At 72.7% G+C, this 14,928-nt stretch carries 14 protein-coding genes; 11 read left to right on the plus strand and 3 right to left on the minus strand.

Features of this window, described 5'->3' with window-relative positions; translation table 11 throughout:
- The first annotated feature begins 1,391 nt into the window (after nucleotides 1-1,391).
- The 9 genes from ABT336_RS17835 to ABT336_RS17875 are packed head-to-tail and all read left to right on the plus strand — an operon-like array spanning nucleotide 1,392 to nucleotide 9,202.
- Nucleotides 1,392-1,535, plus strand: coding sequence for a hypothetical protein (locus ABT336_RS17835; protein ID WP_350897720.1), 144 nt, complete (start codon nucleotides 1,392-1,394; stop codon nucleotides 1,533-1,535).
- A 33-nt stretch (nucleotides 1,536-1,568) separates the two neighbouring features.
- The gene (locus ABT336_RS17840) at nucleotides 1,569-1,997 is read left to right on the plus strand and encodes a phage tail protein (RefSeq protein WP_350897721.1); all 429 of its coding nucleotides are present in this window, start codon (nucleotides 1,569-1,571) and stop codon (nucleotides 1,995-1,997) included.
- Nucleotides 1,997-2,725, plus strand: a complete 729-nt coding sequence (locus ABT336_RS17845) for a CIS tube protein (protein ID WP_350897722.1) — start codon at nucleotides 1,997-1,999, stop codon at nucleotides 2,723-2,725. The genes ABT336_RS17840 and ABT336_RS17845 overlap by 1 nt, the downstream gene beginning before the upstream one ends.
- Nucleotides 2,712-4,475 carry a VgrG-related protein gene (locus tag ABT336_RS17850; RefSeq protein ID WP_350897723.1) on the plus strand — a complete coding sequence of 588 codons (1,764 nt, stop codon included), beginning with the start codon at nucleotides 2,712-2,714 and terminating at the stop codon, nucleotides 4,473-4,475. Before ABT336_RS17845 ends, ABT336_RS17850 begins: the two co-directional genes overlap by 14 nt.
- A 15-nt stretch (nucleotides 4,476-4,490) precedes the next feature.
- Entirely contained in the window at nucleotides 4,491-4,892 is a 402-nt protein-coding gene (locus tag ABT336_RS17855) for a PAAR domain-containing protein (RefSeq protein WP_350897724.1), read from the plus strand.
- Between the two features lie 6 nt (nucleotides 4,893-4,898).
- A complete protein-coding gene (locus ABT336_RS17860) occupies nucleotides 4,899-5,354 on the plus strand; it encodes a GPW/gp25 family protein (RefSeq protein WP_350897725.1) in 456 nt (151 codons plus the stop codon).
- Nucleotides 5,354-7,315 carry a putative baseplate assembly protein gene (locus ABT336_RS17865; RefSeq protein WP_350897726.1) on the plus strand — a complete coding sequence of 654 codons (1,962 nt, stop codon included), beginning with the start codon at nucleotides 5,354-5,356 and terminating at the stop codon, nucleotides 7,313-7,315. The genes ABT336_RS17860 and ABT336_RS17865 overlap by 1 nt, the downstream gene beginning before the upstream one ends.
- A 19-nt stretch (nucleotides 7,316-7,334) precedes the next feature.
- Complete coding sequence (locus ABT336_RS17870) at nucleotides 7,335-7,901, plus strand: phage tail protein (RefSeq protein ID WP_350897727.1); 567 nt, start codon at nucleotides 7,335-7,337, stop codon at nucleotides 7,899-7,901.
- Nucleotides 7,898-9,202 (plus strand): zinc ribbon domain-containing protein, encoded by a 1,305-nt coding sequence (locus tag ABT336_RS17875; protein ID WP_350897728.1) that lies wholly within the window; start codon nucleotides 7,898-7,900, stop codon nucleotides 9,200-9,202. Before ABT336_RS17870 ends, ABT336_RS17875 begins: the two co-directional genes overlap by 4 nt.
- Here the strand turns inward: ABT336_RS17875 and ABT336_RS17880 are convergent.
- Nucleotides 9,189-9,950, minus strand: a complete 762-nt coding sequence (locus tag ABT336_RS17880; RefSeq protein WP_350897729.1) for an AfsR/SARP family transcriptional regulator — start codon at nucleotides 9,948-9,950, stop codon at nucleotides 9,189-9,191. The genes ABT336_RS17875 and ABT336_RS17880 overlap by 14 nt on opposite strands.
- A 340-nt stretch (nucleotides 9,951-10,290) precedes the next feature.
- On the opposite strand from ABT336_RS17880, the gene ABT336_RS17885 reads away from it, so the two are divergent.
- Both ABT336_RS17885 and ABT336_RS17890 read left to right on the plus strand, forming a co-directional pair.
- The gene (locus ABT336_RS17885) at nucleotides 10,291-10,770 is read left to right on the plus strand and encodes a response regulator transcription factor (protein ID WP_350897730.1); all 480 of its coding nucleotides are present in this window, start codon (nucleotides 10,291-10,293) and stop codon (nucleotides 10,768-10,770) included.
- 72 nt (nucleotides 10,771-10,842) lie between these two features.
- Nucleotides 10,843-11,562 carry a helix-turn-helix transcriptional regulator gene (locus ABT336_RS17890; protein WP_350897731.1) on the plus strand — a complete coding sequence of 240 codons (720 nt, stop codon included), beginning with the start codon at nucleotides 10,843-10,845 and terminating at the stop codon, nucleotides 11,560-11,562.
- Here the strand turns inward: ABT336_RS17890 and ABT336_RS17895 are convergent.
- Both ABT336_RS17895 and ABT336_RS17900 read right to left on the minus strand, forming a co-directional pair.
- Complete coding sequence (locus ABT336_RS17895; protein ID WP_350897732.1) at nucleotides 11,555-13,798, minus strand: tetratricopeptide repeat protein; 2,244 nt, start codon at nucleotides 13,796-13,798, stop codon at nucleotides 11,555-11,557. The two genes, ABT336_RS17890 and ABT336_RS17895, sit on opposite strands and share 8 nt — an antisense overlap.
- Before the next feature lie 52 nt (nucleotides 13,799-13,850).
- Nucleotides 13,851-14,858, minus strand: a complete 1,008-nt coding sequence (locus ABT336_RS17900) for a PaaX family transcriptional regulator (RefSeq protein WP_350897733.1) — start codon at nucleotides 14,856-14,858, stop codon at nucleotides 13,851-13,853.
- Nucleotides 14,859-14,928 lie beyond the last annotated feature (70 nt).

Consider the following 14,928-nt stretch of genomic DNA (forward strand, 5'->3'; position numbering starts at 1 on the left):
CCCCCGACCGGTCCGCCCCCGACCGGTCCGCCACCGACCGGTCCGCCACCGACCGGTCCGCCACCGACCGGTCCGCCACCGACCGGTCCGCGTCCGACCGGTCGACCGCCGACCGGCCCACGCCCAAGCGGTCCGACACCGACCGGCTGACATCCGGGCAGTCGACCGCCGACCGGCTGACATCCGGGCCTGCCACGTCGGGGTCTGCCGCGTCCGGGCCGGTCATCAGTCGAGCCGCCGCCGCATCGGGTGACACGCGATTCGCCCCGCAACCGGTGGTCCGGCGGCCCGTCGCGGATCCCGTGGTGCAACGGTCGGAACGGAGCACCTCCGAGCAGGTGGTGCAGCGGTCGGAGGTTCGACGGTCAGCCCCCGATCCGGTCACCGGCCGACCGGGTGCCGTCCACGCCGACAATCGAGAGGGCGGCTCACCGAGTACGGGGCCGGAGCCGTCATCAGGGGCAGCCCGCTCCGCGACCGCTGCGGTGTCCCGGCCGACCCGACTCGACAGGGTCTGGACTCGATCGGCCCCGCCTGCTGCCCCTTCTCCGGTTCTCTCGACCGGGCCTGCGCATCCTCCGACCGGGCCTGCGGATCGTCCGGCTCAGAGTGCGACAGGTGCGGTGGGGCTGGTGGCGGATGGACTGTCGGCCGTCCAGCGTCTCCGCTGGCGTACCCGCCCGACGGACGGGCCGGACCCGAGCGGCCGGGTGGTCGACACCGCCCCGCCGTCGGTACCGCGACGGGTCCCGCTCCTGGCCGAACGAGGGATTCCCCGCCGGGTCGACGTACGGCCGACAGGCGTAGGGCCACCCGCCACCGCCCAGCCCGGTCGACAGGCCGCCACCGGTCGACAGGCCGCCACCGGTCGATCCTCCCCGACGACCGGGCCGACCCTCCAGCGGACCGCCGCCCCGGCACCGATCAGCCCGTCCCAGGCCGGACCGCTACCGGCCGGACCAACCCAGGTCGGACCGCGTCCGGTCCGACCGGCCCCGGGCGGGCCAGCAATGGGCGGGCCAGCAATGGGCGGAGGACCCGCACCCGGACGGGAGTCGGCCGGGGCCGAGTCGGCGGGTTCGTCTCGGATCGGGCTACTGCCGATCTACTCCGACTCCCGGGTCCGACCGGACGCGACGTCGAGCCGACAACGGACAGCGGACGCGCCCGCGATCCAACGGCGAACGACGGATGCGCCGGGCCAACGGCGAACAGCGGACGCGACGATCCAACGGCGATCAGCGGGCACGCCGTCGATCCAGCGGCAGCCGGAGGGCTCGCCGACGGGAACCGCGACCTCCACCGGCACGTCGGCCAAGTCCCCGAACAAGGACGGGACCAGACCGGACGGGACCAGACCGGACGGCGGCCGGGAAACCCCGGACCTGGATGTGGCGGCACTGATCAAGAGCTTCGACAGGCGACATCTCGACGCCCTGGCATACCAGCTGGTCGAGCCGATCAGCCGACTGGTCCGGGCGGACCTGCGGGCCAGTCGGGAGCGGTCCGGTCGGTGGCGGGACGGTACCCGGTGAGTCGACGGAAGGCGTACGAGAGGGGAGACCGGGATGGCGAGCGGTGACCCGGGGACCAGCGTCCACTTCCGGCTCCAGATCGACGGGATCGACCTGGGGGACTGGAACACCTGTGACGGGCTCGGCTGTGAGGTGGAGGTCGAGCAGTACCAGGAGGGCGGTAACAACGATTTCGTCTGGCAGCTGCCGTCCCGGCTGCGCTATTCGAACGTCACGTTGAGCCGACCGTTGACCCGGGACACCGCGAAGGTCTCCACCTATCTGGCGCAACTGCCCAAGGGGGTACGCCGAGGCACCGCCCAGATCGCGGCCCTCCGCCCCGACCTGGCGCTGCTGGTCCAGTGGGGACTCGCCGACGTGGTGCTGGTCCGCTGGTCCGGCCCCTCGTTCGACCCGAACCGCTCCGAGGTGGCCGGGGAGAGCATCGAGCTGGCGTACCACGGATTCCTGGAGGTGGGGTGATGCCCCGAGGTCAGAAGGTCCCCGCGCACATCCAGCGGTACCAGCCGCCCACCTCGGGTGGGAGCCAGCCGGGCGGCGCGTTGGGCGGGCCGATCACCTTCATGTTCAACCCCCAGCAGCTGGCCCTGACCAAGTCGGCGAACTGGATCCCGCACGTCGTACGCGGCGCGGAGAACGTCGGTGTCGCCGAGTTCACCGGCTCCGGCCCCCGTACGTTGAGCCTCGATGTCTTCCTCGACACCACCGAGAACCACTCCCGGAGTGTGCAGGAGCGGGTGGAGGCGCTGCTGACCTGCTGCGTACCGACGAAGGCGAGCATCGCGGCGAAGGCCCCCTCCCCACCGTGGGTGAAGTTCGCGTGGGGGCAGTTCCAGACCGTCTCCTTCTACTCGTACGTCAGTCAGATCAACGCCACGTACCGGCTCTTCGACCCCGACGGCACCCCCCTGCGGGCCACCTGCTCGATGACGCTGAACGAGATCAGCGGCTCCACTCCGGGGCAGAACCCGACCTCGGGGAGCCGGACCGCCCGTCGGGTCCACCGCCTCGTCGCCGGGGACTCCCTGGAGCTGCTCGCCTACCGGGAGTACGGCGACCCGACGGTGTGGCGGGTGATCGCCGAGGCCAACGACATAGACGATCCGGTCCGGTTGCCTGTGGGTCGGCAGTTGCTGCTGCCCGCGCCGGAGGAGCTGCGCGACGGGAGGGTCGACGATGCCCAGCGGTGACCACACCAACAATCTCGTCGTCGACCTGCCCGGCCGGTTGTCACGGAAGTGGACCGAACGGATCGTCTCGGCGGTGGTGGAGGACAGCACCAACCTGGCGGCCACCGCGACCCTGCGGGTCCGGGACCAGCAGAGCCGTTTCCTCAAGGAGACGAGCGCCACCATCGGCACCGAGATGATCGTGCAGGTCCGCACCGGGGAGGATCCGGCGCCGCTGCCGCTGTTCACCGGCGAGGTGGTCACTGTGGAGTCGGAGTTCGACGGGCTGGGCACCTTCACCACCGTCCGGGCCCTGGACCGCTCGCACCGGCTCATGCGGGGTCAACGGGTCCGCAGCTTCCTCAACCGCAAGGCCTCCGACATCGCCCGCGAGTTGGCCTCCGCCGCCGGCATCCCGGTCGGCCGGGTCGACCCCACCCCCACCGTGTACGAGACGGTCACCCAGCCCAACGTCAGCGACTGGGAGTTCCTGAAGATGCTGGCGACGGAGAACGACGCCGAGGTGGTGGTCGTCGACGGGCGGTTCGAGTTCCGCCGGTCGGTGCGGGCCGCCGCCGCCCCCGGGGCCGGGGTGACCGCCGAGCAGAGCCCGTACGTGGTGGAGATGGACGCCAACCTCCTCGCCGTACGGTCCACTGTCACCTCCGTGGGCCAGGTGGCCGGGGTGACGGTCCGGGGGTGGGACGTCCGGGCCAAACGGTCGGTCCAGACCGAGGTGCCCACCGACGCCAGTGACGAGGTGCAGATCGGCACCACCCCGGCGAAGACCGTCGACCCGTTCGCCCCGGCCCGGATCTGCGTGGCCGACGTGCCGTACCGGACGGCGGCCGAGACCCGGGCGGTGGCCGGGGCGGTGGCCGCCGACGTGACTGCCGCCTTCGCCGAAGTGGAGGTCGGCATCCTGGGCAATCCCCGCCTGCGGGCCGGGGTGCCGCTGTCGTTGCAGCGGCTGGGGAAACCGTTCGAGGGCAAGTACACGACCACCGCCAGCCGACACATGATCGTCCCCGGTGAGCACTACGAGACCTGGTTGACTGTGAGCGGCAGGCAGGACCGGTCGACCTGGGGGTTGAGCACCGCCACCGCCGCGCCCGCCCGGGCGGTACGGATCCCGGGGCTGGCGGTCGGGATCGTCACCAACGTCAAGGCCGACGTCGACCGTCGACATCCGGAACGGGTCGGTCAGGGCTGGGTGAAGCTGCGCTTCCCGTGGCTCACCGACCGCACCGAGTACGAGACGGACTGGGTACGCACGGTGCAGCTCGGTGGGGTCGGCGGCGGCGGGGTGTTCTGTCCGGAGGTCGACGACGAGGTGCTCGTCGGTTTCGAACAGGGGCTGCTGGACCGGCCGTACGTCATCGGTGGGCTCTACAACGGGGTGGACCGGCCGTCGACGCACGAGGGCGCCCTGGTCGACTCGTCGTCGGGGCGGGTCAACCGCCGGTCGTTCGCCTCCCGAAGCGGTGACCGGATCGAGTTCCTGGAGTCGCAGCTGCCGTCCGGCCCGAAGGGGATCCGGCTGACCACCGCCAGGGACCGGCTCACCGTCCACCTGGACGAGCGGAAGACCTCGGTGGTCATCCACAGTGACGGCAAGATCGAGATCGACGCCCGGGACGAGATCAGTGTGAAGGGTCGGGGGATCACCCTCGACGCCGGCACCGGGGCGCTCCGGCTCGCCGGTCGGACCGTCGAGGTCGACGGCGGTTCCCTTGTCGACATCCACGCCACGCTCGTCAAGCTCAACTGAGGGGAGGGCACCATCATGCCGGCGGCTGCCCGAGTCGGGGACCAGATCAGTCACCTGGCCGTCAAGCCCCCGCCCGTCCCGGCCGGGTCGGTCCCGGTCGCCCTGCCGTCCGGGCCGCCCACCGGCACCGTCGGTCCCCCCTCCGGGCGGGCCCTGCCACCCGGTACGCCGACTGTCACCCCGATGCTCGGCGTGGCCAGCGTCCAGATCGCCGGACGGCCTGCGGCGGTCGTCGGCACCGTCTGCGTCTGCCCGCTGCACGTCCCACTGCTGATGACGAACGTGGTGATCCCCGCACCCGTCCCACCCCTGCGACGGGTGCTGATCGGTGGGTTCCCGGCCGCCAGGCAGGGCGACTCGATCACCTGTCGGGCGACTGTCAGCAGCGGGGCCGCATCCGTACAGATCGGGGGTTGACCACCGATGGCCGAGCAGTTCATCGGACGCGGTTGGGCGTTTCCGCTGCGTACCGACGCGACCGGGGGGATCGCCCTGGTCGAGCGGGATCGGGAGATCGTCGAGGCGATCCGGCTGATCCTCGGCACCGCGCCCGGGGAACGGCCGATGCGACCGGAGTTCGGGTGCGGGGTGCACGACCACGTCTTCGCCCCGGCCGACGAGAACACCGCCGGCCGGATCGCCTTCGAGGTACGCCGGGCGCTGGACCGGTGGGAGCCGCGCATCGACGTCACCGACGTGGTGGTCGGTTTCGACGCCGAGGAGGCCGGTCTGCTCTACATCGACGTCCGGTACTCGATCCGGGGCACCAACGACCCCCGCAACCTGGTCTTCCCGTTCTACGTCATCCCGTCCCACGAGGACGGCACCGCCCCCGAGGACACCGCCACCATGTCGTCGTACCTGGAAAGCACCGCCTGATGCCGCTGCCCGCACCGAACCTGGACGACCGCCGTTTCCAGCACCTGGTCGACGAGGCGAAACGGTTCATCCAGCAGCGTTGCCCCGAGTGGAGCGACCACAACGTCTCCGACCCGGGGGTGACCCTGGTGGAGACCTTCGCGCACATGGTCGACCAGCTGCTCTACCGGCTCAACCGGGTGCCGGAGAAGAACTACCTGGCCTTCCTCGACCTGATCGGGATCCGGCCGTTCCCGCCCACCGCCGCCCGGGGCGACGTGACGTTCTGGCTGTCCGGGCCGCAGACCCAGCCGGTGGTCCTGCGCGCCGGGACGGAGGTCGGCACCGAGCGGACCCAGACCGACGAGGCGATCGTCTTCACCACCTCGACCGACCTGACAGTGGTGCCCTGCGAGCTGACCCGGTTGCGCAGCCATCCGGCGCAGGGGCCGCCGGTGGACCGGACCGAGGAACTGTTGGACGGGCGGGACGTGTCGTGCTTCCCGGCCAGCCCGTCGGTCGGTGACGCCATGCTCATCGGGCTCTCGGCTGCCGTACCGTCCTGCGCGGTCCTGCTGACGATGGACAGCCGGGTGGAGGGGGTCGGCGTCGACCCCCGCCAGCCACCGCTGGTCTGGGAGGCCTGGACCGGGGAGGGCTGGTCGGCGTGCGTCGTCGACCACGACGACACCGGTGGGCTGAACAAGCCGGGTGAGGTGGTGCTGCACGTCCCCGCCGACCACGTCGGCTCGGTGGTGGCCGGGCAGCGGGCCGGGTGGCTGCGGTGCCGGCTGGTCGAGGCCGCGCCGGGTCAGCCCTTCTACGCCGCCTCACCCACGGTACGGGCGATCGAGGCGGTGACCATCGGCGGGACCGTCGCTGCGGTGCACGCCGAGACGATCCTCGGTGAGCAGGTCGGGGAGGCGGAGGGGGTGCCCGGCCAACGGTTCGGGGTGGCCCGCCCGCCGATAGTGCCGGACGAGCATCCGCTGGTGGTGGAGAGCACCGACGGGGCGGGTTGGCTGGAGTGGACCGAGGTGGACACGTTCAGCGGCTCCGGCCCGGACGACCGCCACGTGCTGGTGGACCGGACCGCAGGGGAGATCCTGTTCGGCCCGGCCGTCCGGCAACCCGACGGGACGCTGCGTCGCTACGGTGCCGTACCGTCCGCCGGGTCGCGGGTCCGGGTCCGCCGGTACCGCACCGGTGGCGGACGCGCCGGCAACGTCGCCCGGGGTGCCCTCGCCGTCCTGCGCAGCTCGATGCCGTACGTGGCCCGGGTGGAGAACCGGGAACCCGCAGGTGGCGGGGTCGACGGGGAGACAGTGGCGGAGGCCCGGCTCCGGGGTCCGGTGCAGCTGCGGGCGCAGGACCGGGCGGTGACCGCCCGGGACTACGAGCTGCTCGCCAGGCAGGCATCCCCGGCCGCCGCCCGGGTCCGGTGCCTGCCCGCCGGGGACGGCAGCGCGGCGGGCGGGGTCCGGCTGCTGGTGGTACCGGAGGTGGTCGCCGACGCCGAGGGCCGACTGCACTTCGAGGACCTGGTCCCGCCGGACTCGATGCTCGCCACCATCGCCGAACACCTCGACGCCCGCCGCCCGGTCGGCACCCGGCTGGTCGTGGAGCCGCCGTTCTACCAGGGGGTGACTGTGGTGGCCCGGCTGGTCCCCCGCCCGGACGTGGCCGCCGGTCAGCTCCGGGCCGAGGCCACCGCAGCCCTGTACCGGTTCCTCGACCCGGTGCACGGCGGCCCGGAGGGCAGCGGGTGGCCGTTCGGCAGGCAGGTGCACTCCGGGGAGATCTTCGGGGTCCTCCAACGGATGCCCGGGGTCGAGGTGGTGGAGGAGGTACGGATGTTCCCCGCCGACCCGCTCACCGGACGTCGGGGCGACCAGGTGACCCGGATCGAGCTGGACCGGCACGCCCTCGTCTTCTCCCACCAACACCAGATCCGGGTCGACGACCGCCTGTCGGGCCGGTAGAGAGCAGGAGGGTACGCCGATGCGCGCCGCAGTCGACGACGTGGCCACCCCGGACCCGCTGGGTCGGCGGCTGCCCGGCATCTACGCCGACGACGATCTCGCCCAACGCCTCACCGGCGCGTACGACCAGGTGTTGGCGCCTGTGCACGCCACCCTGGACAGCCTGTGGGCGTACTTCGATCCGGCGCTGGCCCCGCCGGACTTCGTGGACTGGCTGGGCTCCTGGGTGGCGGCCGGAGCGAGCCCCGACCGACCCGTCGACGAGCGCCGTCGAGTGGTCGCCGCCGCCGTCACCCGCCATCGGGTACGCGGCACCGCCGCCGGGATCGCCGAGGAGGTACGCCTCACCGTCGGGGTCCTCCCGGAGGTCGTGGAGAGCGGCGGCACCACCTGGTCGGCCACGCCGGGCAGCCCGTTGCCCGGGTCCGCCGAGCCGACCCTGACCGTCCGGGTACGCGTACCGGAGCCCACCCCGGAGTTGGCCGCCCGGGTCCGGGCGGTCGTCGAGGCGAACCGGCCGGCGCACGTGTCGTACACGGTCGAGGTGTCGCAGTCGTCCGCCGACGATGCGGATGGTCCCCGATGAGGTTCTGCGACAACTGTGGCGCCCAGGTGACCCCCGGCGACGACTTCTGCGGCACCTGCGGCGCCTTCCTGGACTGGTCGGCCGCGACCGACACCCCCGCCCCGACCCCACGCCCGACACCGGCACCCCCGAAGGAGGCCACCGACACCCCGGCACCCCGCCCCGAGCCCACGGACCCGGACGAGCCGACCGGCCTCCCGGCCCCCCAGCCGAAGACGGCACGGCCGGACGGGACAGGCCTGCGGCCGACATCGGCACCGCCGGACGAGCCGACGGACACCCCGGCACCCCTCCCGGAGCCGGAGCGGACGACCGACACCCCGGCGCCCCGCCCGGAGCTGGCGGACCCGGACGGGTCGACCGCCGGGAAGCCGGTCGACCCGGTCGAGCAGGCGCGGAGTCTGGGGCGGGCGGCGGCCCTGGTGGTGCCGGTCCGCCCGGCCGAGGAGGCGGACCCACAGGTCGGGCCGACCGTCGACGAGCCACCAGTCGAGGAGTCCCGCCCCGACCAGCCTGGTGCGGTGCAGCCGGGACGTCCGGTGGCACCCGCGCCGGTGGTCCGGGACTTCACCGGTGACCGGATCGACGACCCCACCGACGTGACCTGCCTGGCCTGTGCGGCGCGCAATCCGTACGGCAGGTCGTTCTGTCGCCGGTGTGGTCGGCCGCTGGCCGCCGACGCGGCGCCAGCCACCGCCGTGCCCTGGTGGCGACGGATCCGGTGGCCCCGTCGGCGCTCCGGTGGTGGCCTGGTACGCCGACTCCTGGCGGTGCTGCTCGTCCTGGCCCTGGTCGCCGGGTTGGTCTGGGCCGGGGCCCGGTTCCTGCCGCCGCTGATCGAGACGATCCGGGACCGGACGGCGACGCCGGAGGCGATCCTGCCGGACGAGGTGACAGCCTCCAGCGCGGCCCGCAACCATCCGGCCGCCTCGGCTGTCGACGGTCTCAACAACCGCTACTGGGCACCGGCCACCGACCGGCAGGCCGTCGGCGAGTACGTGGAGCTGGCCTTCGACCGGCCGATCCGCCTGTTGGACCTGATCGTGCACACCGGGGCGTCCCCCCGGCAGGACGACTTCGTCGAACAGCCGAGGCCGGCGGAGCTGACCCTGACCCTGGTGACCTCGGACGGGACGTCCAGCACTGTTCCGCTGCGGCTGACCGACCGACCCGGCCCGCAGGCCTTCCACCACGTGGCGGGGGACGTGACCCGGATGCGGTTGACGATCGCCTCGGTCTACGGGCAGCGGGAGGCGGGACGGGTCGCGTTGGCCGAGGTGGAGGTGTTCAGGCGGCCGTGACCTGCACCGGCCGGGTCGGGGTGGACCTGTCGACGCCGAGGGAGCAGAGCACCCGCTCGTAGGTCTGCTGGGTGCGTCGGGCTGCGGCGAGTTCCCCGGCCCGGCGCTGGGCGGTGATCAGCAGACGCCACCCGTCGTCGTGGTATCCGTCCAGCTCCAATGCCCGGCGAGCCACCGTCGCGGCGGGGCGCGACCGCCCCCGGGCGAGTTCCAGACCGGCCAGCAGGACCGCCGCCTCGGCGGCCCGGCACCGGTGCTGGTCCCGCAGGGCGAGGACCCACTCGGCGGCACCGTCCTCCGGGAGGAGGTCGCCGGTGTACTGGTCGAGGGCGTGACGCAGCGCCCGGATCGCCGTCCCGTCCGCACCGTCGGCGCGGGCCTGCCGGGCGGCGGCCAGCGCCGTGCCGAAGGTGGTCACGTCGCTGCTCCCACCGATCCCCAGCTCCAGCCGGTACGACGAGCCGTCCCGCAGGACGAACCGGGACGCGCCTCGCGCCACCCCCGGTTCCAGGAAGGTCCGCAACGTCGAGATCCCGACGTGCAGGTTGTTGACGGCGGACCGATCGGGTAGCTCTGGCCAGAGCGCGGCGGTTATCTGATCCCGGTGGATCGACCGCCCACCGTGGACGGCCAGGAACCGCATGAGGGCACGGACCCGGGGGCGGATGCCGGACCAGTCGACGGGGGCACCGTCCACCTGGACGCGGAAACCGCCGAAGCACCACAACCGCAGGTGCTGGGGACCCACCGATGCCACACGATCCTTCGAAGTCATGTGATTCGTCTCCCTTGTCGCCACGACCACGTGGACTGACGGGGTCCACGTCCAACGTCCCGCATCAGGCTGCGTCTCGGGTATCGATGCCGGACGACACAGGCGGGACGGCCTGCACTGGGGAGAGGTGGGCGACTGGACGCCGCAGGGAGAATTCTTTCCCCGACTCGGGGGACACCGACAGCCGTTATTTCGGGGACACGTCGGAGACTTACTATTCGGTGGCGCCCGATGCACACCGTGGGGGTTGAGCGCCGAGCTATTCGGGAGCGTTTCGATGCCGACGGCCGATCCGTCCGAATCCAGCACATTGATGCTGGTATTGGTCTATTGGGACCGACTGGTCGGTGACCCCTGGGCTCACCTGGCCCAACTCGCCACCGACCGGCTGGTGCTACTCGTCCTGCCCCCACAGGTGACTGTCGACCCCCTGGCACTGTTGATGGCGGGGGTCCGCGCCGTGGTCCACGACGGCGACGGGAGCAACGAACTCGCCCTGGCCCGCGCTGCGGTCCTCTCCGGCGGCTCCTACCTGTCGCCGAGCGTGTCCGCGCTGGTCGGCACCGGAGCGCCAGGGGTCAGCCGGCGGGCGTCGGCGGCCCTCGGCCCCCGCGAGGTGGAGACCCTGCGGTGCATCGCCCAGGGGCTCACCCACAGGCAGGCCGCCCACCGCCTCGGCGTCACCGAACAGACGGTCAACACGTACGCCAAACGACTGCGCCGCAAACTCGGTGCGACGAACAAGGCCGAACTCACCCAACGGGCCGTCGAACTCGGCTACTTCCCGGCGTGACCCATTCTTGCCGGTCTTCTTGCCTCGCGTTCCGACAGGGACGATAGTTGACTGCTCACCGAGAGGTGGGCGATGTTCGACGTGTGCGTGGTGGTCGCCGAGCCGTTGGCCCGACGCGGGGTGCACCAGCTGATCGCGGGAGACCCGCGCATTCGGCGCTGCGTCACCGTCGACGCGGTCAACCAGATGGCCGCTGCCGGTGCCGGTCCGGAGACCGTCGTCGTCCTGGTGGATCCGCTGCCGCACGCTGTGCACTGGTCCTGTGTCCGACATCCGACCCTGGTGATGGTGCCGGAGTCGGCGACGGCCGCGACGCACGACGCCATCCACGCCGGAGCCCGCTCGGTGGTCAGCACCGCCACCGAGCGCACCCAGCTACGCATCGCCCTCGCCGTCGCGGCCGCCGGGGGTTTCTACCTCTGTCCGATGCTCTCCGCCCGGCTACGGGAGGCGGCACCGCCCCGGTGCCCGGCGTCCGACGGTGCACCGGTCGAGACCGAGACACCCCCACCCTGTACCCCCGAACCCGGCCCGACCCGGGACCGGACCCGGGGTCGCCCCTCCCGACGACAGGCACTCGCCCCTCGGGAGGCGCAGACCCTGGCACTGATAGCCGGTGGGCTCACCCACGCCCAGACCGCCCGTCGCCTCGGCATCACCGAGGCCACCGTCAACACCTACCTGACCCGGATCCGCACCAAACTGGACGCCGGGAACAAGGCCGAGTTGACCCGCCAGGCGATCACCCTCGGACTGGTCCACCGCCGCGACGGCGCGGGCCCACTCAGCTGACCTGCTCGTCAAGGATCGTCCGGACCCGCTGCGCGTGCTGCGTCGACGAGACGTCGTGAGCCGCGGCGAGGATCTCGGTCGCCCGGTCCAGCATCGACCGAGCCCGTCCTGGGTCACCCCGACGCAGCAGCACCTCCGCCAGACTCAGATACACCCGACCCGTCGCGTTCGGGTCGTCCCCGGTCACGAAGTCGTCGATAGCCTCGGTCAGCGTGCCCTCGGCGTCGTCGAACCGGCCGAGATCGGCCTGGAGCACCCCCAGGCGTACCCGCATCCAGCCGCGTAGCGGCCGACTGGAGAGCCGGTCCGGCAACGCCGTCGACCACCCGGCGTACGCCTCGGTCACCAGGTTCAGCGCCTCGTCGAACCTGCCCAGCGAACGCAACTGGTCCGACAGGGAGTACGACGCCACTATCCAGCCGAGCTTGTCACCGGCCTCGGCCAGCAGGTCCCGACCGGCGCGCAGGTGTTCCGCCGCCTGCTCGGGGCTCCCCGGATCGGACCGGCACCGCACCAGCCCGGCCAGATAGCACCGGGACCACCCGACGGTCCGCAGGTCACCGGCCGCCTCCCCGAGCGCCAGGGCGGTCCGGTACTCGGCGTACGCCTCGTCGACCCGACCGTCGACCAGGTGCAGGGCCCAGCCACGGCTGTTGCGGTGGGTCGCCTCGGCGACCGGGTCCCCCACGGCCTGGGCGGCCCGGACCGCGAGACCGAACAGCTCCGCCCAGGGCACCGCCAGGTGTCGTCGGTCCGAATACCAGTACAGCTGCCCGGCTGCGGCCATCACCCGTCGGTGGCAGCCCCGGGCTGCCGCGTACCGGATCGCCCACCACCAGCCGGGACGGTCGGTGTCCAACCAGCTCAACGCCGAGGTGGCGGTGGGGAACCCGGGGGGCGGTTCGGCGCAGGTCGGATCGAGCCACCCCTCCGCCTGCGCCAGCCGCCCCAGCAGGTGACGGGCGAGCCGGTCCCGGGCCGCACCCTGATCCGACGTCGACTCCTCGCCGGTGAACCGCTCGGCGGCGAAGAGGGCCAGCAGGTCGTGCAGGACGTACCGGCCGGCGGTGGTGGCGGCGGTCAGCAGACCCGCGTCGGCCAACGCGTCGAGCCGGTCCTCGGTGACCCCCACCGGCTCGCCGGTGAGCGCCGCGACGACGGGGGCGGAGTACTGCGGCAGGCAGACCGCGCCGAGCATCCGGAAGGCCCGCCGGGTCGGACCGTCGAGCAGCCGGTACGACAACTCGAAGGCGCTGCGCACCTCGATGTCACCGGCCCGCAGCAGATCCAGTCGGCGCTGTTCGTCCCGGAGTCGGTCGACGAGCGCCTGCACACTCCACTCCGGTCGGACCGCCAGCCGGTTCGCCGCCACCCGCAGGGCCAGCGGCAGCCGGCCGCAGAGCCGACCCAGCTCCACCGCCGCCGCGCTCTCGTCGTCGATCCGCCCGACCCCGACCGCCTCGGTGAGCAGGGTGTGCGCCTCGGCGTCGGAGAGCACCCGCAACGGCAACCGGTGCGCGCCGGCCAGCCCGGCGAGGACACTCCGGCTGGAGACCAGCACCAGCCAGCCCGGTCCGCTCGGCAACAGCGGTCGTACCTGGGTCTCGTCCCGGGCGTTGTCCAGCACCAGCAGGCCGCGCCGGTCGGCGGTGAGCGCCCGGTACTGGGTGAGCCGGGCGTCGGTGGACGAGGGCGGCTGCGCCACGCCCAGGGTGGTCAGCAACTGGTCGAGGGCCTGCGCCAGGGTGGTCGGCTCGTCGTCCATCCCCCGCAGGTCGACGAAGAGCGGCCCGCGCGGGAACCGCCCCGCCTGCTCGTACGCGGAGTGCACCACCAGGCTCGTCTTGCCCACCCCGGGCGGGCCGCTGACCACCACGACCCGGCCGGTGCCGTTGCGCCCGGCGAGTTCGGCCTGCTCGCCCAGGCGGGCCAGTTCGTCGGCGCGACCGGCGAAGTCCGCCAGGTCCCCGGGGAGCGAGCCGGCCGGCGGGCCGTCCGGGTCGTCGACGTCCCCACCGCCCCGGGCGACGGCGAGCAGGTGGGACCGGTCCGGCTCGGACAACCCGAGCCGGTCGGCCAGCTCCACCACCGTCCGACGCTGCGGCCGGGCGACCCGGTTCAGTTCGAGATTGCGGACGGTACGCACGGCGACCCCGGCGAGGTCGGCGAGCTCCTCCTGGGTCAGGCCGGCAGCCGTACGGTGACGCCGCAGCAGGGCACCCAACCGCCCGGTCATCCCCGGCTCCCCCGACCCGCGTGGCGTGAGGTCAACTGCACGACACGGATGGTTACAGACCCGTCGTTCGATCCCCAAACCCCGAGGTCAGTACGGAACCAAAAGCGGTCGGTACCCCGGCGAGGAGGTCTGCGGTGGTGTGGGCCCGGACCTCGGGTGCCGCCCCCTCGGTGAACCGGGCGACGACGGCTCGGACGTGCCGTTCGGCGGTGGGGGCGAGCCCGTCGTACACGGCGACGAACGTCTCCCGGGCAGGCTCCCGGAGCCATCCTGCCGGCAGGAGCCGCAGCGGAAGCTGCGGGTCGAGGGTGGGGAAGCGCCGGAAGGTGTCCATCACCTCCGTCCGCGTCCGCACCGCCTCCGCCCCGCCCACCTCCCCGGAGGCGATCCTCGGCAGCACCGGCCGCCACCGGTCGAGGAAGTTCTCGTACTGCTCGGCCAACCCCGCGACGTCCCAGGCGGCCAGGGGGTCACGGTCGGAGGCCGCGTCGAGTTCGACCCACCGGCCTCGGAACACCGCGACGGCACCGAGGTCGAGCCCGGCCAGGTGGGCCCGGGCCTCGACTGTCAACTCGTGCGGCGAGATCCACATTCCGTCGTACAGGGGGGCGAATCCCAGCCACCGGAGCTGACCGCGCAGGGCCCGACGCTGGGTGCTTCGCTCCTGGGGCAGCGAGAAGGCGACGACAGTCCAGGACTCGTCCCAGGATCGGGTCGTGGCGGTGGCGGTGAGGATCCACCCACCCCCGACGGACAGGTTGACGGCCGCCGACCGGCTGAGCCGGTAGAAGCTGTGGCGCCCCTCTCGACGTCCCTCCAGGACGCCCCGGCGAGCGAGTCGGCTGATAGCGGTGCGGGCGCTGGCGTTGCTCACCTCGGACTCGGCGAGCAACGCGACGATGGCTCCGGAGGGCAGCCACGCCCGGGTCCGCAGGGTGTAGTCGGCCAGCAGGGTCACCGCCGTTCCCTGGGGCGACCTTCCGGTCTGCTGCCGAGGCAGCCGCACCGGACTCTCCCCGTCGTCGGGAAAGATCTCCTCGATATCGAACGGGCTGTTCACCGCAGGCGCTCCGGGTTCGACTCGGGGGCGGGGAGAACGACTGTAGACCGCAGCGGTGCCGAGTCACCGG

This window comes from Micromonospora sp. NPDC000207, from assembly GCF_040300925.1.
Taxonomy (GTDB): Bacteria; Actinomycetota; Actinomycetes; order Mycobacteriales; family Micromonosporaceae; genus Micromonospora.

Excerpts from the sequence above, each read along its gene's own strand:
- ABT336_RS17850 (WP_350897723.1), top strand. The coding sequence starts at position 2,712 with ATGCCCAGCGGTGACCACACCAACAATCTCGTCGTCGACCTGCCCGGC.
- ABT336_RS17840 (WP_350897721.1), top strand. The coding sequence starts at position 1,569 with ATGGCGAGCGGTGACCCGGGGACCAGCGTCCACTTCCGGCTCCAGATC.
- ABT336_RS17855 (WP_350897724.1), top strand. The coding sequence starts at position 4,491 with ATGCCGGCGGCTGCCCGAGTCGGGGACCAGATCAGTCACCTGGCCGTC.
- ABT336_RS17865 (WP_350897726.1), top strand. The coding sequence starts at position 5,354 with ATGCCGCTGCCCGCACCGAACCTGGACGACCGCCGTTTCCAGCACCTG.
- ABT336_RS17875 (WP_350897728.1), top strand. The coding sequence starts at position 7,898 with ATGAGGTTCTGCGACAACTGTGGCGCCCAGGTGACCCCCGGCGACGAC.
- ABT336_RS17845 (WP_350897722.1), top strand. The coding sequence starts at position 1,997 with ATGCCCCGAGGTCAGAAGGTCCCCGCGCACATCCAGCGGTACCAGCCG.
- ABT336_RS17870 (WP_350897727.1), top strand. The coding sequence starts at position 7,335 with ATGCGCGCCGCAGTCGACGACGTGGCCACCCCGGACCCGCTGGGTCGG.
- ABT336_RS17860 (WP_350897725.1), top strand. The coding sequence starts at position 4,899 with ATGGCCGAGCAGTTCATCGGACGCGGTTGGGCGTTTCCGCTGCGTACC.
- ABT336_RS17890 (WP_350897731.1), top strand. The coding sequence starts at position 10,843 with ATGTTCGACGTGTGCGTGGTGGTCGCCGAGCCGTTGGCCCGACGCGGG.
- ABT336_RS17895 (WP_350897732.1), bottom strand. The coding sequence starts at position 13,798 with ATGACCGGGCGGTTGGGTGCCCTGCTGCGGCGTCACCGTACGGCTGCC.
- ABT336_RS17885 (WP_350897730.1), top strand. The coding sequence starts at position 10,291 with ATGCTGGTATTGGTCTATTGGGACCGACTGGTCGGTGACCCCTGGGCT.